Annotated in this window: 23 protein-coding genes; 7 read left to right on the top strand and 16 right to left on the bottom strand. The window is 63.6% G+C overall.

Annotated features, from left to right (window positions below; all coding sequences use genetic code 11):
• From IVB24_RS30170 to xoxF5, 5 genes are all read right to left on the bottom strand, one after another.
• Positions 1-453 (bottom strand): (2Fe-2S)-binding protein, encoded by a 453-nt coding sequence (locus IVB24_RS30170; protein ID WP_094891237.1) that lies wholly within the window; start codon positions 451-453, stop codon positions 1-3.
• A 673-nt stretch (positions 454-1126) separates the two neighbouring features.
• Positions 1127-1690: an S-(hydroxymethyl)glutathione synthase gene (gfa, locus tag IVB24_RS30165; RefSeq protein ID WP_094971833.1), complete on the bottom strand. Its 564-nt coding sequence runs from the start codon at positions 1688-1690 to the stop codon at positions 1127-1129.
• Between the two features lie 32 nt (positions 1691-1722).
• The gene (locus tag IVB24_RS30160) at positions 1723-2832 is read right to left on the bottom strand and encodes an S-(hydroxymethyl)glutathione dehydrogenase/class III alcohol dehydrogenase (RefSeq protein ID WP_094971832.1); all 1110 of its coding nucleotides are present in this window, start codon (positions 2830-2832) and stop codon (positions 1723-1725) included.
• 60 nt (positions 2833-2892) lie between these two features.
• Positions 2893-3384, bottom strand: a complete 492-nt coding sequence (locus tag IVB24_RS30155) for a c-type cytochrome, methanol metabolism-related (RefSeq protein WP_094971831.1) — start codon at positions 3382-3384, stop codon at positions 2893-2895.
• A gap of 111 nt (positions 3385-3495) precedes the next feature.
• The gene (gene xoxF5 / locus IVB24_RS30150; RefSeq protein ID WP_094971830.1) at positions 3496-5301 is read right to left on the bottom strand and encodes a lanthanide-dependent methanol dehydrogenase XoxF5; all 1806 of its coding nucleotides are present in this window, start codon (positions 5299-5301) and stop codon (positions 3496-3498) included.
• 511 nt (positions 5302-5812) lie between these two features.
• Between xoxF5 and IVB24_RS30145 the strand changes: the two genes are divergently transcribed.
• Positions 5813-6781, top strand: a complete 969-nt coding sequence (locus IVB24_RS30145; RefSeq protein ID WP_166468543.1) for a helix-turn-helix domain-containing protein — start codon at positions 5813-5815, stop codon at positions 6779-6781.
• Positions 6782-6844: 63 nt separating this feature from the next.
• Here the strand turns inward: IVB24_RS30145 and IVB24_RS30140 are convergent, their stop codons facing one another.
• Positions 6845-7270, bottom strand: coding sequence for a hypothetical protein (locus IVB24_RS30140; RefSeq protein WP_166468544.1), 426 nt, complete (start codon positions 7268-7270; stop codon positions 6845-6847).
• A gap of 125 nt (positions 7271-7395) precedes the next feature.
• On the bottom strand, positions 7396-8385 hold the full coding sequence (locus IVB24_RS30135) for a tripartite tricarboxylate transporter substrate binding protein (protein WP_140480680.1): 990 nt from the start codon (positions 8383-8385) through the stop codon (positions 7396-7398).
• A gap of 362 nt (positions 8386-8747) precedes the next feature.
• On the opposite strand from IVB24_RS30135, the gene IVB24_RS30130 reads away from it, so the two are divergent.
• The gene (locus IVB24_RS30130) at positions 8748-9692 is read left to right on the top strand and encodes a transposase (protein ID WP_247770152.1); all 945 of its coding nucleotides are present in this window, start codon (positions 8748-8750) and stop codon (positions 9690-9692) included.
• Positions 9693-9752: 60 nt separating this feature from the next.
• Here the strand turns inward: IVB24_RS30130 and IVB24_RS30125 are convergent, their stop codons facing one another.
• Genes IVB24_RS30125 through IVB24_RS30115 form a run of 3 tightly spaced genes read right to left on the bottom strand, consistent with a single transcriptional unit; the run spans position 9753 to position 12711 of the window.
• Positions 9753-10682 carry a transporter substrate-binding domain-containing protein gene (locus IVB24_RS30125; RefSeq protein WP_247770151.1) on the bottom strand — a complete coding sequence of 310 codons (930 nt, stop codon included), beginning with the start codon at positions 10680-10682 and terminating at the stop codon, positions 9753-9755.
• Positions 10679-11035 carry a cytochrome c gene (locus IVB24_RS30120; protein WP_106953026.1) on the bottom strand — a complete coding sequence of 119 codons (357 nt, stop codon included), beginning with the start codon at positions 11033-11035 and terminating at the stop codon, positions 10679-10681. Before IVB24_RS30120 ends, IVB24_RS30125 begins: the two co-directional genes overlap by 4 nt.
• Positions 11036-11046: 11 nt before the next feature.
• A complete protein-coding gene (locus IVB24_RS30115) occupies positions 11047-12711 on the bottom strand; it encodes a methanol/ethanol family PQQ-dependent dehydrogenase (protein WP_094971822.1) in 1665 nt (554 codons plus the stop codon).
• A 327-nt stretch (positions 12712-13038) separates the two neighbouring features.
• On the opposite strand from IVB24_RS30115, the gene IVB24_RS30110 reads away from it, so the two are divergent.
• The 4 genes from IVB24_RS30110 to IVB24_RS30095 all read left to right on the top strand — a co-directional run bounded on the left by IVB24_RS30110 (position 13039) and on the right by IVB24_RS30095 (position 15617).
• Positions 13039-13431 carry an EF-hand domain-containing protein gene (locus tag IVB24_RS30110; RefSeq protein ID WP_162308672.1) on the top strand — a complete coding sequence of 131 codons (393 nt, stop codon included), beginning with the start codon at positions 13039-13041 and terminating at the stop codon, positions 13429-13431.
• Positions 13432-14125: 694 nt separating this feature from the next.
• Positions 14126-14206 (top strand): pyrroloquinoline quinone precursor peptide PqqA, encoded by an 81-nt coding sequence (gene pqqA, locus IVB24_RS30105; protein ID WP_012029362.1) that lies wholly within the window; start codon positions 14126-14128, stop codon positions 14204-14206.
• Between the two features lie 261 nt (positions 14207-14467).
• Positions 14468-15310: a hypothetical protein gene (locus IVB24_RS30100; RefSeq protein ID WP_247770150.1), complete on the top strand. Its 843-nt coding sequence runs from the start codon at positions 14468-14470 to the stop codon at positions 15308-15310.
• A 97-nt stretch (positions 15311-15407) separates the two neighbouring features.
• Entirely contained in the window at positions 15408-15617 is a 210-nt protein-coding gene (locus IVB24_RS30095) for a hypothetical protein (protein WP_094971819.1), read from the top strand.
• A 9-nt stretch (positions 15618-15626) separates the two neighbouring features.
• On the opposite strand, the gene IVB24_RS30090 is transcribed toward IVB24_RS30095, so the two are convergent.
• Genes IVB24_RS30090 through IVB24_RS30075 form a run of 4 tightly spaced genes read right to left on the bottom strand, consistent with a single transcriptional unit; the run spans position 15627 to position 18462 of the window.
• Positions 15627-15980, bottom strand: coding sequence for a hypothetical protein (locus tag IVB24_RS30090; RefSeq protein WP_166468548.1), 354 nt, complete (start codon positions 15978-15980; stop codon positions 15627-15629).
• Positions 15981-16024: 44 nt separating this feature from the next.
• Positions 16025-16735, bottom strand: a complete 711-nt coding sequence (locus IVB24_RS30085; protein WP_094971817.1) for an ABC transporter ATP-binding protein — start codon at positions 16733-16735, stop codon at positions 16025-16027.
• A complete protein-coding gene (locus IVB24_RS30080) occupies positions 16725-17462 on the bottom strand; it encodes an ABC transporter permease subunit (protein WP_094971816.1) in 738 nt (245 codons plus the stop codon). Before IVB24_RS30080 ends, IVB24_RS30085 begins: the two co-directional genes overlap by 11 nt.
• Before the next feature lies 1 nt (position 17463).
• Positions 17464-18462: an ABC transporter substrate-binding protein gene (locus tag IVB24_RS30075; RefSeq protein ID WP_247774192.1), complete on the bottom strand. Its 999-nt coding sequence runs from the start codon at positions 18460-18462 to the stop codon at positions 17464-17466.
• A gap of 87 nt (positions 18463-18549) precedes the next feature.
• Between IVB24_RS30075 and IVB24_RS30070 the strand changes: the two genes are divergently transcribed.
• Positions 18550-18909: a hypothetical protein gene (locus IVB24_RS30070; protein WP_094971868.1), complete on the top strand. Its 360-nt coding sequence runs from the start codon at positions 18550-18552 to the stop codon at positions 18907-18909.
• A 164-nt stretch (positions 18910-19073) separates the two neighbouring features.
• Here the strand turns inward: IVB24_RS30070 and IVB24_RS30065 are convergent, their stop codons facing one another.
• The gene (locus IVB24_RS30065) at positions 19074-19892 is read right to left on the bottom strand and encodes a quinoprotein dehydrogenase-associated SoxYZ-like carrier (RefSeq protein ID WP_247770149.1); all 819 of its coding nucleotides are present in this window, start codon (positions 19890-19892) and stop codon (positions 19074-19076) included.
• Between the two features lie 78 nt (positions 19893-19970).
• Positions 19971-20897 carry a quinoprotein relay system zinc metallohydrolase 2 gene (locus tag IVB24_RS30060; protein WP_247770148.1) on the bottom strand — a complete coding sequence of 309 codons (927 nt, stop codon included), beginning with the start codon at positions 20895-20897 and terminating at the stop codon, positions 19971-19973.
• Between the last annotated feature and the right edge of the window lie 48 nt (positions 20898-20945).

The following is a 20945-nucleotide window of genomic DNA, read 5'->3' as shown; positions in this document are numbered from 1 at the left end:
TCACACCCCCGTCGATGCGAGATGGACCGCGTTCTCGATGCGCTGGTAGCAGCCGCAGCGGCAGATGTTGCCGGACATCGCCTCGCGGATCTGGTCATGCGAAGGCTTCGGATTGTCCATCAGAAGCGCGGCGGCCTGCATGATCTGGCCGGCCTGGCAGAAGCCGCATTGGGGCACATTGACCTGGCGCCAGGCCTTCTGCACCGGATGATCGCCGTTCGGATGCAGTCCCTCGATCGTCGTGACCTCGCGTCCGGCGACGTCGTTGATCGATGTGATGCAGGAGCGCACCGCTTCCTTGTCGACGATGACGGTGCAACTGCCGCACAGGGCCTGGCCACAGCCGAACTTGGTGCCGGTGAGCCCGGCTTCGTCACGCAGGAACCAGAGTAGCGGGAGATCCGGGTCGCCGTCCCAGCTCTGTTCCTGGCCGTTGATCTTCACCTTGATCATGATCGTCCCTCGCTCTTCATAAGCATGCCAAAATTCAAAATTCGCCGACGCTGGTCGGCGACGGTTGATGTCTCGTCTCGCCAGATCCCGCCGTCGTCCCGCGCGGGCAAATCCCGGAGGGAGGCAGGAATGCCGATGGCGATGTCTGGATGTGCTCGATACCTCCCGTTTTTGTTCTTGATTGTTGAACGTCGTGCGGCATCGTGACGGCGCGACCGTAGCAGAGATCGCGCCGGCCCGGCGTTCACAGCCGGGTGTTCTCACCGGGAAAAGATTGCATCGACGATTTGTCAAAAGCAGGGCGCGTCATCGCGCCGGGTAGACCGCGTGTTTGCAAACAGAGGTTGCGATTGAAAAAAGCTTCGTCCGCCAGAAGACTGCGCGGACGAAGCAAGGTGCCTCAGTCGAGGGAGGGAGAAACGCAGGGACCGGGAACTTCAAGAGGGAAGTTGCGGTGCTGCGCAGTCATTCAGAGACCATGACTGAGGGAGCCAATGACTGAGGAGCCAATCGCCCTCGCATACGCGTAACTTGCAGAGGCGGCGGCCTCGCCGCGATCGCTCCGCGGCAAGGCCCCGTCCGGCTCGCTGGGCTGGATCGAGGCCAGCGAGCCGATGGGGAGCATGGCGAACGTCCGACCGCTTGCGCAGGCGGCTTTGTCAGGCGGCCTTGCTCAGGCGGCTTTGGCTTTGGCGACGTGGGTCGCTATCGCGTCCATCAGCGCCGGTGACAGGCAATCATAGGGCTCGAGCCCGATCTCCTTCAGCCGCGAACGGATGCCGGCCATCTGCTCCGGCTTCACGCCCGCTTCGATCACAGAGGAGACGAAGGCGGCGAATTGCGGCGCCTGCGAACCCTGCTCCTGGAACAGCTCGGGATGGATGAAGTCGAGGCCGTAGAACGGATGGTTCTTGTTCTCGATGCGGCCGAACATGTGGGTGCCGCAGGCCTTGCAGGCGTGGCGCTGGATCACCGCGGAGGGATCGACGATCTGGAGCTTGTCGCCGTTCTCGAGCACGGTGACGTTCTGGCGCGGCACCACGGCGACGACGGAGAACGTCGCGCCTTGCGGCTTCCAGCACTTGGTGCAACCGCAGGCGTGGTTGTGGGCGACGTCGCCCTTAACGCCGACCTTGACCTGGTGGTCCTTGCATTTGCAGGCCAGCGTGCCGCCGGCAAAGCTGCCGCTGCCTTGTTTGAGGCCGTTGTCGATCGAGGGATGGAGTGCAACAGTCATGGGTCGATCCTCCTTGGGGTGACTCTTTCGAGCTAGTAGACGACGACTGAACGGATGGATTTGCCCTCGTGCATGAGGTCAAATCCCTTGTTGATCTCCTCGAGCTTGAGCACGTGGGTGATCATCGGATCGATCTGGATCTTTCCGTTCATGTACCAGTCGACGATCTTCGGCACGTCGGTCCGGCCGCGCGCGCCGCCGAAGGCGGTGCCGCGCCAGTTGCGCCCGGTGACGAGCTGGAACGGGCGGGTGGCGATCTCCTTGCCGGATTCGGCAACGCCGATGATGATCGAGGTGCCCCAGCCGCGATGGCAGGCTTCCAGTGCCTGGCGCATCACCGTGGTGTTGCCGGTGCAATCGAAAGTGTAGTCCGCGCCGCCGTCGGTGAGGCCGACGAGGTGCTGGACGATGTCGCCGGTGATCTTCTTGGGGTTGACGAACTCGGTCATGCCGAACCTGCGGCCCCAATCCTCCTTGGAGTCGTTGATGTCGACGCCGATGATCTTGTCGGCGCCGGCCATCTTGGCGCCCTGGATCACGTTGAGGCCGATGCCGCCGAGGCCGAACACGACGACGTTGGAGCCCGGCTCGACCTTGGCGGTGTTGACGACGGCGCCGACGCCGGTGGTGACGCCGCAGCCGATGTAGCAGCTCTTGTCGAAGGGGGCGTCCTCGCGGATCTTGGCGACCGCGATCTCCGGCAGCACGGTGAAGTTCGAGAAGGTCGAGCAGCCCATGTAATGGTAGACCGGCTTGCCCTTGTAGGAAAAGCGGCTGGTGCCGTCGGGCATCACGCCCTTGCCTTGCGTCGCACGGATCGCGGTGCAGAGATTGGTCTTCTGGCTGAGGCAGCTTTTGCACTGCCGGCATTCCGGCGTGTAGAGCGGGATGACGTGGTCGCCCGGCTTCACCGAGGTCACGCCGGGGCCGATCTCGCGGATGATTCCGGCGCCCTCATGGCCCAGGACCGACGGGAAGATTCCCTCGCTGTCGAAGCCGTCGAGCGTATAGGCGTCGGTATGGCAGATGCCCGTCGCCTTGATCTCGACCAGGACCTCGCCGGTCTTGGGTCCCTCGAGGTCGAGTTCGACGATTTCGAGCGGCTTCTTGGCTTCGAAAGCGACGGCGGCACGTGTCTTCATTGGTAGCTCCTCAAATTCTCACAGGATGCCCAGAAGTAGTCTCGGCAGTCCTCGTAACGTTCACTTGTGGCCCATGCAGGCGTCTTCCGCCTTGGTGTAGACCTCGTTCTTCTCGTCCTTCTTGGCGGGACGCTGCCGGCCCCACGCTTCGGTGGAGCGGGCGCGCAGATAGACGTAGAGATCGTCCATGTAGCAGGCGACGTTCGGGTTGTCGCCGAAGGCCGGCATGACGTTCTCCTGCGCGGTCGAGACGTTCTTGCGACCGGAGGCGACCACGCCGAGAAAGTCGCCATAGCTCATGGTCTTCACGGAATCCTTGAGCGCCGGCGCGTAGGTGGAGCCCATGCCGTCGGGGCCGTGGCAGACGTGGCAGTCGGAGTGATAGCGGCGGTATCCGGAGTAGGTGAACCAGTCCACGGTACCGTCGGCCGAAATCTTGTAGGTCGGAATTCCGTCCTTATCGAGCCACTTTCCGTCGTCTTCCTTCTTCACGGCGGTCGGATCGCCCGGACCGTCCGCGACCGCAATTCCTCCGGACGCAACCAAGATCATCGCAGCAATGACAGAGCAGATTTTACGCAAGAGATTCATCCTCGAAGGCATCAGGGGGAGACGAGCCGGCGCGTGGAGTTGATTCCACGCGCCGGAGCGATGCTGATGAGCCTAGTTCGGCAGCGCGAACACGGTCAGCGTACCGCCGAGTGCCGTGTAGTTGCTGAGAGCCGCGTAGCCACCGACCGCGCCGAGACCTGCGTTCGGATCGGTCAGGCCTGCCGCCAGACCGATGCCGGCCCAGCCGCCGACGCCGGAGAGCACTGCGATATACTGCTTGCCGGCGTTCTCATAGGTGGTGACGTTGCCGATGATGCCGGAGGGAGTCTTGAACTTGTAGAGCTCCTTGCCGGTCTTGGCGTCGACCGCCTTCAGGTAGCCTTCGAGCGTGCCGTAGAACACCACGTTGCCGGCGGTCGCGAGCGCACCCGACCAGACCGAGAACTGCTCCTTGTTCGACCAGACGATCTTGCCGGTCTTGCCGTCCCAGGCGATGAAATTGCCCATGTGGGTTTCACCCGGAGGCGGATACATCGAGAGCGTCGCGCCCACATAGGGCTGGCCCGCGGTGTAGCTCACCTTGAACGGCTCGTAGTCCATGCAGACGTGGTTGGTCGGAACGTAGAACAGCTGCGTGTCCGGCGAGTAGGCTGCCGGCTGCTCGTCCTTGGTGCCGAGCGCGGCCGGGCAGATGCCCTTCACGTTGACGTCCTCGCCCGCCTTGTCGGTCGAAGCTGCGTCGAGCACCTTCGGACGGCCGTAGGTCGGCGAGTTCTTGTCCATGTCGACGCCGGAGGTCCAGTTCACCTTCGGGTCGTACTTTTCGGCGACCAGCAGTTCGCCAGTGGCGCGGTCCATCGTGTAGGCGAGGCCGTTGCGGTCGAAATGGGTCAGCAGCTTGCGCGGCTGGCCGTTGATCGACTGGTCCGAGAGGATCATCTCGTTGACGCCGTCATAGTCCCACTCGTCGTGGGGCGTCATCTGATAGACCCACTTGGCCATGCCGGTATCCGGGTTACGTGCCCAGATCGTCATCGACCATTTGTTGTCGCCGGGACGCTGCTTCGGATTCCAGGTCGAGGGATTGCCCGATCCGTAATAGACGAGGTTCAGTTCGGGATCGTAGGAGATCCAGCCCCAGGTGGCACCGCCACCGATCTTCCACTGATCGCCTTGCCAGGTCTTGAGGCTGGAGTCCTTGCCGATCGGCTTGCCGAGCGCGGTGGTCTTCTCCGCATCGACCAGGAGCTGGTTGTCCGGCCCTTCCGAATAGCCGCGCCATGCCAGCTTGCCGGTCTTGATGTCGTAGGCGGACATATGGGCCTGGACGCCGAACTCGCCGCCGGAGATGCCGACCAGCACCTTGTCCTTGATGACCATCGGCGCGGACGTACCGGTTTCGCCCTTGCTGGGGTCGCCGTTCTTGACGGTCCATGCAACCTGACCGGTCTTGACGTCGAGCGCGACGAGGGTGGTGTCGGCCTGATGCAGGAAGATCTTGCCGTCACCGAAAGCGAGGCCACGGTTCACCGTATCGCAGCACATCACCGGAATGACGTTCGGATCCTGCTTCGGCTCGTACTTCCAGACGATCTTGTTCTCCTGCGAAAGGTCAATGGCGTAGACCTTGTTCGGGAACGGCGTGTGGACGTACATCATGTTGCCGATGATCAGCGGGCCACCTTCATGGCCGCGCAGCACGCCGGTCGAGAAGGTCCAAGCCACCTGGAGCTTGCCCACGTTTTGTGCGTTGATCTGGTTCAGCTTGGAATAGCGGGTATTGGCGTAGTCGCCCGTGGGCATCACCCAGTCTTTCGGGTTCTGCGACATCTTGAGCAGCTCGTCATTGGCTGAGGCGCCCCCGACGGCGAGAGCCGCCGCGGAGCCAAGAAAGGTCGCCAGTAGCACCTTGCGCATAGTCATTCCTCCGTTGGTATCGTTTATTGTTTCCGAAGCGAAAATGATTCACCGGGCGTCTCGTCCGGCGTCTGCTCGTGCAGGGCGGTCGCGATTGGGACCAGAAACGATGCTGTGGTGTTTTCTCCTCCCGATGAGAGCCACGGGTCCGCGTGCAGGAGCGGCCCGTTCTTATTGTTCCTGCTGCAATCCGTAACGACTTCGCCATCGGGAAACTTGCCCAAGAGAGAAGCCGGTTTGCTTGACAGCGCACGGATGCGAACATTTTGATTTTGCAGTAGCGAATTCAGCGGCTTCTGTGCGACTGCGCGACCGCACTCAACGCTCAGGTTCCCCTTGACGGCGCTGCAACTAAGGCGGAGGATTAACTTTCAAGGGTGGCAAGGGAACGGTGGCGCTCGTTCCAAAGATCGCCCAAATTTGAGGTAAACGTCACGCAATCAAGGGTCAGGGCTCCGCAGCACTGGTCGCGATTCGCGTCGAATCCCGGGTAACACCAGTGGCTCAATTAATGTCCGACACAATTCACACGCTCTCGACGACAGGACTGACGCCGAAGCGCCAGATCCAGAGCTGGATCGACGGGCTGACGAGTCTGTGCGGGCATTTCGACGTCGATCCGCTGGAGGCGTCCTCGCTCGAGGGCCGCATCGACTACACCAGCGTCTCGCGCCTGAAGCTCTGCCAGATCGAAGTGAGTCAGCATCGCATCGCCCACACGCTGGCGCGCGCCAAGGCGAACGAGCATCCGTACATCAAGATTCACTTCCAGACCTACGGCGTGTCCTATTTCGAACAGGAGGGCCGCCACATCGAAATCAATCCGGGCGACATCATCGCCTATGACGTCTCCTGCCCGCATTCGATCATCAGCCCCGCCTTCACCCGCCATGACGTGGTGATCGTACCCAAGGCGCTGCTGCGCGACCGCGGGTTCCCGTCGCAGCGGATGCCGGCCTGCAAGCTCTCGTCGAAGACGGGGACGGGGCGGATCGCCCACGATTTCGTTCATGCGACCTTCGACGAGGCGGCGAAGCTGTCGGCAAACAGCGCGGTCGGCGTCGCCGATTCGCTGATTGACCTGCTGCTGCTGCCGCTGCGCGAAGCCGACACGATGTTCGACCGTGTCGGGCCCGAAGCGATGTATGTGCGCGCGCAGTTCTTCATCCGCGAGCACCTGCGCGATCCGGATCTGTGCATCGACCAGATCTCGACCGAGCTCGGCTGCTCCAAGCGCTATCTGCACATGCTGTTCTCGGAACGCGGCACCACAGTGAGCGACTACATCTGGCAGGCCCGCCTGCAGAACTGCCGCCAGGAACTCGAGGCCCACGCCGGCAAGACCATCACCGACGTCGCGTTCTCCTGGGGCTTCTCCAGCTCATCGCATTTCAGCCGCGTGTTTAGGAAATATTTCGGCGTGGTGCCGTCTTCGATCCACAAGGCGCAGCAGGCCACCGCGAGTTCGGGCGAGCATTAGGCGCTTTCGAGCGCAGGCATTGGGCAGCGATGGTCGGGCCGTTCGCGCCGTCGCGGCGACATTTCACGCGGACGTGGCGATGTAGGGAATGCCGGCCAGGAGCGCGACGAGCAGCACCGCATTGGCCAGCATGCCGCTCCAATGCAGCCGCCGCAGCCGACGCGGGGCATCGGCATCGCCAGCGTCCCTCGCGCTGAGCTGATCGTCGACCCTTTGCATGAACCAGCGGCGTCCCCAGATCGCCAGCACTGCGAGCAGGCCAACGCCCAGCGCGGCAAGCAGGCGGCCGTCCAAGAGGAGTGCCGCGGTCCCGATGAAGGCGGCGACGCGCATCACCAGAAAATGGGCGTTGAACATTCCGCGCAGCAACTGGGCGACGGGCTGAATATCGAGCCTCACCAGCAGGAAGGCTGGCGAGGCCAGCGTGAAATAGCCCATCGGAAAGAGCAGGATAATCATAACGGCGACAGCGACTGCATCCGGTGTCATGCAATTGGCCCTTCTGGTCCGCAGCGGCACGCAATCATAGCGGGAAAACGCGCTTCCGACACTAGGCTTTGGTCGGACTCCGGGGCGAGATGGGGCAACCGGCGCGCCGGCTCCGGGCTCGGAGCCTAGGCCGGCTCTAGGCCGAGTGACTTCGCGCTCTCGATCCAGATCGGCAGTTCGCGCTGGTACAGCGCATTGGTCTCCTTGAAGCCGATGGCGGGTTCGAGCACGAAGGTCGTGAGCACTTCCTTCACCTTCGGATCGTTGTTGGCGGCCACGCACAGCTCCGCCAGTCGGTCGACGACCGCTTGCGGCGTCGCCTTCGGCACCGCCCAGCCGGAGAAGCCGCTCACGGTGAAGAATTTCGAGGTCGCGCCCTGCTCCGGGAGGGTCTTGATGGCAGGGATCGCGTCGACCTTCTTCGAATGCACCGCGAACACGGTGCCACGGTCGCTTTGCAGGACCGACTGCGCCGCAGTGTAGCTGCCCATTGCGGCATCCAGCGTACCTTCGAGCATCCCCGTCCACATCGGGGCCTCGCCGCGGTAATGGATCGGCTCGATCGACAGGCCATACTGCTTGTTGAGCTCGTTGACCGTCATGTGCGGGGCCGAACCCGCGCTGTAGGTGCCGAAGTTCACCTTGCCGCTCTTGCGTGCGAACGCGACGAAATCCTCCAGCGTCTTGACCCCGGTCCTGGGGTTCGCGACCAGCAGAAGGCCGGCGCCGGGAATGACGCTGACCAGCGCCAAATCCTTGTCCATGTCGTAGCCGGGATTCTTCATCACCACCCGGTTCATGATGTAGGTGGTCGAGATCGAGCACAGCATGGTGTGGCCGTCGGGCTCGGCGCGGGCCACCTCCGCCGTACCGATCGCGCCGGAGGCGCCGGGCTTGTTCTCGACGACGACGGTCTTGCCGACCTGCTTGGAGATGAATTCGCCGTACGCGCGCGCGAGCAGGTCGGTTTGCCCGCCGGCGGGGTAGCTGCAAATCATGCGAATCTGCCGTGCGGGCCAAGCGCCCTGCGCGGAGGCGTTGCGCGAAACGAAGGGCATCGCGAAGGCGCCGGCTCCAGCGGCGATGAAGTGGCGGCGATCGATTTTTGTAGACATGATTCCCTCCCGGTTCCGGGCAAGGTACTGCACCAGGCTGGCGCTGCCATGGGTGTCAGGCGAGACAGATTGGCGCATTCCGTCGGACCGAGTGGGGGCACGGTGGCACGGCGTTCGTGCCCCGGACGCAACGCAGCGCTCCTTAGCGGTGCGCTGCAGAGCCGGGGCCCATGCTCGACCGCAAGCCATACCGCATGGGTCCCTGTGTCTTGAAGATCTGTCAGGATGGGGTTGGGCGGGAAGCCGTTGGGTCCTTGGCGCTTGACGCCGTGAGCCGGCTCGGTCTCCCGCCCGTTCCATTACCAACCTGAACAGTTGCACGAGGCTGCGCCAACAGACCTCGCATCACAGGGACAGGCATCGTGATCATACCCCTCCGTTACGTCGGAATCGACGTCTCCAAGAAGCATCTCGATATCTTTGATGAAGCCGACGGCGTGCCCAGGCGCATCGCCAACGCGACACAGGCCATCACACAGCAGGTGGCGCGTTGGCGATGCGATACGCTGGTCGTCTTCGAGGCCACGGGCACCTACGACCTCAAGCTTCGCGAGGCCCTGGGCCAAGCTGGTGTCCACTTTGCGCGGATCAATCCGGCACGAGCTCGCGATTTTGCTCGGGCCAGCGGCCAGCTTGCCAAAACCGACCCGATCGATGCACGGATGCTGGCGGCTTTTGGCCGGGTCATGCAGCCGGCAGTCGAGCAGGCAGCCGCCAATCCTGCCCGCAACGCCTTGGCAGGGCTTGCAAAACGGCGAGATCAGCTGGTTCTCATGCGCGCCCAGGAGAAGAACCGGCGCAGCGAGGCCGACGACCGCGCCATGGCCGGGCGGATCAGCCGTCTCATTGAGGTCCTCGACGGCGAGATTGCGGAGATCGAAGCCGACATCAAGGCTCTGACAAAAGCTGAGCCGGAGATTGCAGACGATGCGCGCTTGATGCGCTCCGTGCCTGGTGTGGGCCCGGTGGCTTGCATGCAGCTCATCGCGAAGATGCCGGAACTCGGACGCGTCGGAGCCAAGCAGATCGCGGCGCTGGCCGGTCTTGCCCCCTTCAACGTCGACAGCGGCGCCTTCCGCGGCAAACGCAAGATCGCCGGCGGTCGAAAACGCGTTCGCGATGCCCTTTACATGGCGGCTCTCAATGCGGTTCGACGAGCCGATCCGTTTAAGGCCTTCTATGAAAGACTGCGACTAGCCGGCAAACCGGCCAAGCTCGCTCTCGTTGCCGTTGCCAGGAAGCTGCTAACGGTTATCAACGCCATCATGCGCGAAAGAAAACCGTACCTGACAACCACGCCAACATAACAGTTGCCGGCTCTGCGCAGCAACGCTCGCGCGTTGCAGCGCGTCCGGGACACGAGAGCCTCACCGTTGGATGATCTTCATCCAGACATCGCCCAGGATCGCAGGCTCGCGCGGCGGCAGATAGGTGAGCCCGGCCTGCTTGCCGAACTCGGCGATCTTGCCCTCAGCGGCGAGCCCCGTCAGCGCCTTGTTGATGGCGTCGATCAGCGCGCCATCGCTGGCCAGTCCGACATAGCCGCGATTGGCGCCGATCGGATAATAATAGCCGGACGCGGTGATCGCCGTGTCCGGGTGCGCGGCGCGATGGGCGTCGAAGCGGGCAAGATCGATCAGCGTCGCGTCATGCTCGCCGCGCTGGAGCGTGCCCAGCAGATCGTCGCGGCCGGGGACGAGATGGGTGATGCTGTCGATCAGCCGCCCCTTGTCGAAGCTCATCAGGATGGCGTCGCCGAGCGAGCCGCTATCGATGACGAGACGAAGCCCTGCGAGATCGCCGATGTCGCTGATCTTGCGGCCGCTTGCCTTCGGTCCGAGCACGACCGTCATCGGCGAATAGACGTAAGGCTGGCTCGGCGCGAGCACGCCGAGTGCAACGCGCCGCCGCCGATCGTCGCGTGTGGCCCCGGCGAAATCGGGCAAGCGCGCCGTCTTCATCCCGGGGACGACGAGCGAATCCTGCGTCAGCGCGTAACCGCCGACGAGCGAGCAGCGTCCGTCCGAGAGCAGCGCATTGGCCTCGAGCTGGGGGCTCGAATCCTCGTCCAGCTTGCTCTCGAACCACTGGATCGCCAGCTTCCGTCCGAGCCGCTCCGCGATCGCCTGAGCCAGCAGCACGTCGAAGCCGGCATCAGGCTTGCCGCGGTGGTGCATCGAGAGCGGCGGCCGGTCCTCGTCAAGGCAGATCTTCAGGGGCTCGTCGGCTGCGAGAGCAACCGACGCCATTGTCGAAAGCAGGGCCGCAAGGCTCCATGCGGCACGACGACCCCTCATGGCTTCCTCCGGCTGGAGATGAAGGCCCAGAGAGAGCCGATCTCCTCGTCATTGAGGATATCGCCCCATGGCGGCATCCTGTTGTTCTTGCCGTTCTTCACCGTGGTGACGAAGCGTGTCTTGTCGTCGGGGAAGGCGCGCAGGTCCGGCGTGATGGTGCCGGAGTTCATCAGATTGGGGCCATGGCAGTGCGAGCATTTCGAAGCATAGGTCGACTTGCCGTGGTCGATCTGTGCCTGCATGGGATTGCCGGTTGCGTCGTCCGCGGCGCGAACGGTCGCCGCAAGCGCGACCGTCAGCCCCGCGACGGCGGCGAGGATCGCCGCCGTCTTGTGAGATAGCCTTCTCAGCATCATGCCGTGGATTACTGCTTGACCGCAAAGACCCACAGCGAGCCGCCGGGCGGCACTTTGGCAAGCCGCTCGTCGCCCGAGAACAGCGAGTAGACGCCGCCATAGCCCGATGTCACCGCGACATATTGCACGCCGTCCTGCTGCCAGGTCACCGGCTGGCCCTCGATGCCGGACCCGGTCTGGAACTGCCAGAGCTTCTTGCCGGTGTCGGCGTCGAAGGCCTCGAACTCGCCGGTCAGTGCGCCCGAGAACACGACGCCGCCCGCGGTCGACAGCACGCCCGAGAAGCGTGGAATGTCGCTCGGTGCTTCCCATTTCGACTTGCCGGTCATGGGATCGATCGCCTTGAGGTAACCGCGCGGCCCGTCCCCGAATTCCCAGGGATCGGTCAGGTCCATGCCGAGATACCATTCACCCTGCTTGAAGGTGACGGGCTCGGCCTTGTACTTGCCGCCGAAGTTGAGCGTGTTGGCGTAGGCGAGGCCGGTCTGCGGGTTGAACGACATCGGCTCCCAGTTCTTGCCGCCGAGGATCGACGGATAGACCGTGACCTTCTTGCCCTCGCGCGCATCCTTGGCGACGTCGGTCTCGATCGGCTTGCCGGTCTTCATGTCGACGCCGGTTGCCCAATTGACCTTCACGTAAGGATTGGCCGCGAGCAGCTTTCCGTTGGTGCGGTCGAGCACGTAGAAGAAGCCGTTGCGGTTGGCATTCATCAGCGCCTTGGTCGGCTTGCCCTCGACGTTCACATCCGCGAGCACCATCTCGGCGACGGCGTCGTAGTCGAACGGATTGTTCGGCGAGAACTGGTAATGCCACTTGATCTTGCCGGTCTTGGGATCCATCGCCAGCACGGAGCAGGTGTAGAGATTGTCGCCGGGGCGCACCGCCGAATTGAACGGGCCGGGATTGCCGATGCCCCAATACACGGTGTTCAGCTCGGGATCGTAAGAGCCCGTGATCCAGGTCGAGCCGCCGCCGAGCTTCCAGGTATCGCCCTTCCAGGTGTCGCCGCCGGGCTCGTCCGGGGAGGGGATCGAATGGGTTCGCCACAGATGCTTGCCCGTCGCCGGATCCCAGCCGTCGATGAAGCCGCGCGTGCCGAATTCCGCGCCGGAGATACCGGTAATGACGACACCATCGGCGACCAGCGGGGCCACCGTCATCGAATAGCCTTCCTTGATGTCGGCAGCCTTCTGACGCCACAGCTCCTTGCCGTTCTTGGCGTCAATCGCAATCACGTTGGCATCGAGCGTCGTACGAAACAATTTGCCTTCGTGGATTGCGACGCCGCGATTGATAATACCGCAGCAGACGATTCGGGGCGTCTCGGCCGGATATTCGACCTTGCTCTTCCAGATCTGCTTGCCGGTTTTGGCGTCGACCGCCATGGTCGCATTGTGCGAGGTCACATAGATCACGCCCTGATAGACTATGGGCTGCGATTCCTCGCTGCGATCGTCGTTGAAGGAGTAGTTCCAGACCGGGACGAGGTTCTTGACGCTGTCCTTGTTGATCTGGTTCAGCGTCGAGAAGCGCTGCAGATTGTACCCCATCCCGTAGTTGAGAACATTCGATGTATCAGTCCCGCCCTTGACCAGTTGCTCGGTGGTCTGTGCGCTTGCACAAGTCGATGCAAGCATGACGAGGCTCGCGGCCATCGCAAAGCGTTTCATCCGTTCCTCCCAATATGCGCGCCTTTTGACGCTGCGGGAGCAACACTCCGTCGGAAACCAAAACGCGTCAACACGAAAGTCGTAAGAGTCGTGTCGATCGTTGAACGCAGGTGCCGGTCACCTTACGGAAACCTGACGGCAGTGCAGTCCCACTTGCGTGGAGACGCTGCAAAAATTCCGCGACGCGAAGCAATCCGGTCGGCGGTCGTGCCAGGCTTCCCGGGTTGTCGCGCGCGCAAGTTGCAATTCCGGGCTTGAACCGGGGGCCGCTTGCGGATTTATGTCTAGTATCGCGCCCAAACCGGGCGCTTCATCTGGGAGGTCTTGATGATTTCGCGTCGCTCAGTTGCGCTTGCGCTCACCATTGCATTGTTGTCCGGTCCGGCATGGTCGGCCTCCGGCAACGCGGTCAAGTTGTTCGACACCGACAATGACGGCACGCTCGATCTTGCCGAGGTGAAGAAGGCGGCCGCCGCGACCTTCGCAAAGCTCGATCCCGATCATGACGGCACGCTCGACGCGCGCGAATTGCGCGGGCGGTTGTCGGCGAAAGAGCTCGCTGCCGCCGATCCAGACCGCGACGGGACGCTGACGCTCGACGAATATCTGTCCGTGGTCGAGCAGCGCTTCAACGCAGCCAATCCCGACAAGGACGGAACGCTGGATGCGAAGGAGCTGAGCTCGCGTGCCGGCCGGAGCCTGGTGCGATTGTTGCGGTGAGCGGAACAGGCGTGACGCGGCGGTGTTTGCGAGCATTTCCGCTCCGGCACTCGGAACATCGGGCAGCTCGGCCTGTTCTCTTCGCGATGTCCTGCCCGGCGTCGGGGCAGCGCGGCAGGACAAGAGGAGATGCAGATGAACACGAAACGTTCCGTTCTAGCCGCCTGCGCGATCTTGACGTTGAGCGCCGGCGTGGCCGTCGCCGGCCCTTGCAACACAGGGAGCGCCAGCACTGACAAGGATGCCGGTTCTGGTCCGGTCACCGTAGGCTCGGCGCAATCGCACGCGTCCAGCTCAGCGAGCGACACCAGCCAGCATCCGCCGACCAGCACGATGAATCGTGCAAGCGGTGAAACTCCGGCGTCGTCCGAGGATGCACAGCGGCAGATGCAGAGCCAGCCGACGGCGGCTCAGCGGGCCGACGGGGCCAAGCCGAACGCCGCAGCGGCCGACAGAGGTTGCTGACAGCGCGGGTGCGTTTGGTGTCGATTCGACGCGCGGTGCATCGCACAAGGCAGTGTCTCGCAGGGCGTGTTTGACCAAGAGAGAACTGGTTTTGTCCGAGAGAGAAATGCAGCCACGAAGAATCGACACGGACGCGCTTTGCAGCCGAATCGAGGCTTGAACTGCACCTGAGGCAGCCCTAGGTTTTGCGCCGCGCGATGTCGCGCTCAATACCTTGGGGAGACCCCGAATGGCTTGGAAAGCTCCGAAGATCGTGGAAGTGCCGGTCGGCATGGAAATCAACATGTACGCCTGCGCTGCGCGCAAGTAAGACTGACGACCTGCCGCGGCCTCGACGGTGAACGCCCTCGAAGCCGTGGCAGTGTCGGATCTCGAGCCGGGCATCGTTGTGCCCTGTGCTTCGCCGTCGACACGATGACACGCCTGCGCGGGCTTCAATCATCTTCCATCAAAATCTCGACCTCGCTCTTGCGGCAGTGTGTTACGCTGATGCCCGGTCAGCGCTGCTGGCGCATCAAAGCGGCGTGCGCTATCGGGGCAGGGGATGCGCGGCAGGACTCGCAGATGTCTGATGGTGATGGCCTGCGCGGTCGCGCTGACACCGGCGCATGGGCACGCCGAGGAGGGCTTCGATACCGAGCACATCTTCGGCTTCATGATCGGTAGCGATGTCGGCAATCCCGGCGAGCGCGAATTCCAGAGCCAGACGACGGGGCGATTCGGCAAAGGCGCCGGGACCTATCGCGCTCTGGAGAAGGAGGTCGAGATCGAGATCGTGCCGCTGCCGAACTTCCGCATCGAGCTCGGCGGCATCGCCTCGCTGCACGACATCACCGGCGTGCCTGATATCGACGACCGCCGCCAGCTCAACTTCCAGGGCGCCTCGCTCGACCTGCGTTATCGCCTGCTCGACCGCGAGCGCGCCCCGTTCGGCCTCACCGTCGCCGCCGACCTCCATGGCGACCGCATCGACGAGACCAGCGGCGCGAAAGGGCGGATGTACGGCACCGATTTCACCGTGGCGTTCGACCGCGAGCTCATCCCGAACTTCGCCATCGGCGCGCTCAACCTGATCTATCAGCCGGAATGGGCGCGCTTCGAGGTGACGGGGCAGTCCGAGAAGAGTTCGACGATCGGTGCGGCCTTTGCCGGCCTGGTGCGCGTGGGCCCCAACATGCTGCTCGGCGGCGAGCTGCGCTACTTCCGACAATATGAGGGCATCGGGCTCGGGGAGTTCTCGGGTCAGGCCCTGTTCGTCGGCCCGACCGCCTATTTCCAACTCTCCGAGCGCTCGCGACTGACCCTGAGCTGGAGCATGCAAGCCTGGGGGCGCCCGGCCCGATCGGGCGGCAATCTCGACCTCGTCAATTTCGAGCGCCACCAAGCCCGCATGGTGTTTGGCATCAACTTCTAGAGGTGGCTCTGTTCCTCACGCCGGATTGAAACTTCCCTCTCCATGGGACGTAGTTTCTTGTGCTAACCTCCATTTGTTCCCGTGAGAGGATCTCGGCATGAACCCGATCGACCTGGTGGTGACCGTGTGTGCGGTGCTCTCGCCTGCGACCTGCGAAGAGCAACACCTGATCTTCAACTATGCGGGGTCGCCCCGCCAATGCGTGATGGCCGCGCCCCCCTATATCGCGCAATGGGTCGGCGATCATCCGAAGTGGCAGGCGGTGCGGTGGCGCTGCGAATATCCGCACCCGAACGACAGGGCGTAAGACGTCTCGCTATTTGCTGCAGTCCTTCAGATCCTTGTCGGCGATCGAGAACACCGCATCTGCCCTGATCTCGATGTCGCGAACGACGCACTGCCGCGCATTGGGATAGCTCACCTTGGCATCGTAACGGCCCGGCTCGACGCCGGTGATGCGCAGCCGCTCGTCGTGGTCGACCTCCTTGTCCTTGTCGTTCAAGCACTGGTTCGGGCCCCACTCGGTCTTGCCGGCGGGTGAGAGCTGGAAGCCGGAGATCGTCTCGCTCGTCAGGTTCCAGAGCCTTATGCCCTTGCCCTTGGTCTGCGCCAGCGCCGCGCCCGGCACCGCAACCAAGAGGATGCCGATCGCAATCAGCGTACGCCGCATTGGTGAACCTCCCTCGACAGATTGGTCCAGTTGACCACGAGTTTTCATTTCGATTCAAGCTGCAAGGCCGCAAGCTCGGCCCTGATCCCACTGAGCGCAGCTTCGCTGCGCATCGCGCGCGGGATGGTGATCGGGACTTCCTGCACGATATGCGCGGGACGCGGCGACAAGAAGAACAGGCGGTCGCCGAGCCGAACTGCGTCATCGAGACTGTGGGTGACGAGCAGCGTCATCACCGGACGGCTCGCCACCAGCGCCGCGATCTCGTCGCGCAAACGGCCGGCGAGCGCGTCGTCGAGCGAAGCGAGGGGTTCGTCGAGCACCAGCAGATCGGGCTCGACTGCGAAAGCCCGGGCGAGCGCGACGCGCCGGGCAAGGCCGAGCGACAACTCGCCGGGAAAGTGGCTGCGATGCGCGTCCAGCTCCAGAATCCTGAACAGCTCGGACAGCTTGGCATCGGTCACGTCGGGCGCAGCCAGCCGCACATTCTGCTCGACCGAACGCCACGGCAACAGCCGCGGCTCTTGGAACACCATGCCGATCCGCGCTTGCGGCGGACGCGCGACATGGCCCCTGAAATCTGCGTCGAGCCCGAGGATGATGCGCAGCATCGTGCTCTTGCCGCAGCCGGACGGACCGATCAGCACGCCGACCTCGCCGGATTGAAGCGCGAATTTGAGCGGGGCGAGCACCTCGTGGGTCCCGCCCGCGACACTCCTGAACGTCTTGCCTGTGATCTCGACCTCAAGCCGCACGGGGCCGCCACCGTGTTGCGCGGGCTTCGAACGGCTGCACCAGCAAGGTTTCGATCACGAACACGACCGCGGCGAATGTCAGCGAATAGGCCAGCAGCCGCGGCGTGTCGAACAGCTGGAAGGCGACGCCGATCTCGAAGCCGACGCCGTTCGGCCGTCCCAGCAGCTCGGCGACCAAGACGATCTTCCACACCAGCGACAGTCCGGAGCGGGCGGAGGCCGCGATATAGGGCGCAAGCTGCGGCAGCACGACATGGCGGAACGCGCGCCAGCGCGGCATCGCGAACACGCTCGCCATCTCGTCCAGCGAGCGATCGAGCGCGCGGGTACCCTCGCGCAAGGTGACGACCGCGGTCGGCAGCTTGTTGATGGCGATCGCGGCGATCGCGGCGGCCTCGGTGAGACCAGCCCAGATATAGGCCAGCACGATCACGACCAGCGCCGGCAGATTGAGCAGCAGGATCAGCCAGGGATCGCCGAGCTTGTCCGCGAGCCTGACCCGTCCCATCAGATAGCCGATGGCGCTGCCGAGCGACATCGCCAGCACGAAGGCGAGGATCACGCGCGCCAGCGTGGCGCCAAGATGCAGGAACAGCGCGCCCGATGAGGCCTCCGCGATCATGACCTCTAGCACGGCCGGCGGTGAGGGCAGCTTCGCGCCGCCGACGAACAGCGCGGCAATCCACCAGATCACGAGAAACAGGGCGAACGACAGAAGACGCAGCACCTCAATCTCCGGGGACTGCGTGATAGAAAGTGCCGGGATCGAGCTCGGCCGCGGGGCCGACGAGGTCACGGCCGCTGGTCTCGGCCAGCACGCGGTAGAGCACGCGCGCATCTTTCTCCTCGTCGTCGATGCTCCGGCGTGGAATGCCGTCTCGATAGCGGTCGCGATAGGTCTTGAGCAGGGTGGCATCGCTCGTGCCGGTCAATGGCGCGATCTTGTCCCAGGCTGCATCGGAGGTCACCAGTAGCTCTTTGGCCTTGCGGGTCATCGCGATGAAGCGCGCCACCGCGTCCTTGTGGCTCGCCGCCCAGCTCTCGTCGAAGACGTAGCCGACCGCGGAGACCGCGCCTTTGGCGCCGAGCTTCGGCAGAATGTCCTCGATGCCGGCGAGGCGGCGAAAACCCTTGGCCTCGAGCTGGGCACAGAAATTCCAGAAATTGAGGCTTGCATCCATCTCGCCGTCGAGCGCTTTGGCGGCGATCAGGGGCGGGGCGCCATAGACGATGGTCGCCTCCGACTTCAGGTCGATGCCGTCCTGCTTCATGTTCGCCTGGAGCAGCAGCCAGCTCTTGTCGATTGCGCCACCGGCGATCGCGAGCTTGCGCCCCTTGAGGTCGGCGAGCGTCTTGATCGGCGAGGATGCGGGTACCATCACCGCGCCGAGCGCGCTGGAATAGGGATAGAAGGTGAGCTTGGCGCCGAGAGCTCGTTCGCGCGATACCCACAGCCAGTCCGACAGGATGATGTCGGCACTGCCGGCGCGCAGCGCGATCTTGCCGGCCTCGGTGCTCGCGAGCTCGGTGACATCCAGCGAGAGGCCCGCCTCCTTGTCGAGACCGTTGGCGCGGATCGCGGCCAGCTCCCAGGAGAATGTTCCGGTCTTCTGCACCGCAAGGCGGATCGTATCCGCGGCGCGGCCGGGTGCGACCAGTGTCAGCACCAGCATCGTCGCGAGTGCCAATGTTGGGCCAAGTGCCCTTATCACGCCAAGTGCTCTCATCACCTTGTGAGCCGTTTCCTCTGACAGAGTGCTTTTCAGGACAATACGCATAGCATAGCTTTGCTCGCAACCCGCGGGAGGATGCGCATGAAACTGGCCGGACAGCTACGACCGATTGTCGCCGCATTGACGGTGCTGGCGGCGACCGCGTGCGTGGCGCGGGCCGAGGAGGCCAATGATTACCCGACGTCGGCGCGCGCGGAGTACGTCTATGGCTGCATGAAGGCGAATGGCGAGAGCCGGCAGTCGATCGAGCAATGTTCCTGCTCGATCGACGTGGTGGCCTCGATCATGCCCTATGAGCGCTATGTGACCGCGGAGACCGCGCTCAGCATGTCCCAGGTCCGCGGCAATCTCGGCGTCCAGTTCCGCACCTCGGAGCAGGCGAATACGGCCGTGAATGATCTGCGCCGCGCGCAAGCGGAAGCCGAGGTGAGGTGTTTTTAGCGCTTTCTTCCTTCTCCCCTGTGGGAGAAGGTGGCGCGAAGCGCCGGATGAGGGTATCTCACCGCGCACTCATCTGAGGAAAACCCCTCACCCGTCTCACCGCTATCGCGGCGATCCACCCTCTCCCACAAGGGGGAGAGGGATTCAACGCAAGTCGCGCGAGTCTACGTCCCCGGCTTCTCCACATCCCACTCATTGCGGAACACATGCCCATCCGTATCCTTGGCTTCCGCGCGGAAACGCTTGGCGCCGTTGGAGACGTAGGTGAAGCGCAGATTGGGATCTTCCGAGATCGAGATGCCGCCTTCCATCGACAGCACGAGGCTGTCGTCCTGCGTCAGCTTCAGCTGGTTGACGAAGAAGGCGGGAATGTAGAGCTGGGTGACCTGGTCCATCTGCAGGCCGGAATTGTTGGGATGGCCGACCATGATCTGGGCTTCGCGGATGCGGCTCGCCTGCGCTTCCTCGCGCGCGAATTGCCTGTAGCGCATCTTGCCGAGCCGGCTTTGCGCCTCCTCGGCGTTCTTTCCTGCCGGCGCCGAGCAGCCGCCCGAGGCCTTGACATAAACTTTCGAGACGTAGAGCTGGCCGTCGCTGAGCTCGGCCACCGCGTGCACATCGGTGTAATTGTTGACACGCACGCGCGTCGAGATCTCCGTGACATTGGCATCGGCGCCGAGCTCGAACTTCGCCGCCATCGGCGCCGGGTTGCGGTCGATCACGAGCGTGATCGAACGGATACGGCGGCCATCCGCGGGCGAGAGCTTGCTGCGCAGGGTCACCGGCACGATCGCCGCGTCCTCTGCGCGATACGGCATCTCGATGCCGATCACGGCGCTGCCGTCATTCATCGCACGGTTGTTGAAGATGTCCTGCACCAGGCCCGGCCATGGATCGTCAGCCTCTTCAGCCTGCGCCGGCAGGGCGAAGGCGATGCCGAGCAGTGCGGCGATCAAGGGCAGGTGGCGTGTCCATCTGGTCATGGTCATCATCCTCCGAGTCAGCGAAGCTGATCTCGTAGTCAGCGAAGCTGATCTCTCGCTTCTATCGTAGCGCGCCTGCTACTCCCATTCAATTTCCGAAAATGCTGCAGTTGCGTTCCGGGCGTTGTAATCGCTGAACAACTCCCAGCGCGGTCGCTCCTCCGCGGCCGCCTTCTCGGCGGCGGCCCGGATCGGCTCGCCGTTCTTGTTCAGCGCCCGCACGTCGGACAGCAGCGTTGACAGGTAACGCCGCTCATCGGCCAGCGCGGCAGGCCAGTCGCTCACGGGTCCGTGACCGGGAACGACGCGTCGCGCCGGGATGGTCTCCAATTCCTTCAACGTGGTGAGCCAGCCGCGGATACTGCCATCCATGACCGGAATGTGGCGGAGAAAGACGAGGTCGCCCGCGAACAGGGTTTTCGTCGTCTCGTCGTACACGGTCACATCGCTGTCGCTGTGCCCGGCCCGCCATGCGCGCAACGCGAGACGGCGCGATCCGAGATCGAGCGTCATCGTGTCCGAGACCAGGAGGGTCGGGGCAATGATCTTCACGGGATCAATCAACTCGCCGCCCATGATGCGGCGGAAATTGTCGAGATAGTAAGGCCCGCGCGTCGCCAGCGCCTGCGGCAGCTTGCTGTGGCCGACGAAGCTGGTGCCGCCGGTGGCGAAGGCGGCATTGCCGAAAACGTGGTCGGGGTGGCCGTGAGTGTTGATGACATACCGGATCGGCTTATTGGTGCGGGCCCGCACGGCGGCCAGCAGGGCCTCGCCTTCGCGGAGGCTGCCGCCGGTGTCGATGACGGCCACGGCATCATCGCCCACGATGAAACCGACATTGGCAATGTCGCCCTCGTTCTCGCGGGTCATCAGGGCAATGGCCCCGGAGTGTACGAAGATTCCGGTTGCGACTTCGCTCACAGGCAATTCGGCCGCCCCGGCCCGTGCTAGCGTTACCGTCCCCAGCAGGGACAAGGCTGCGATCACTTGAGCGATGCGAGACACTTTTCCGCCTCAGTTCAAAGGATTGGCTGCATTGCACTGCAACAAAGC

The sequence above is a fragment of the Bradyrhizobium sp. 192 genome (assembly GCF_023100965.1).
Classification (GTDB): domain Bacteria; phylum Pseudomonadota; class Alphaproteobacteria; order Rhizobiales; family Xanthobacteraceae; genus Bradyrhizobium; species Bradyrhizobium symbiodeficiens.
This window is presented reverse-complemented; position numbering and strand designations above follow the sequence as displayed.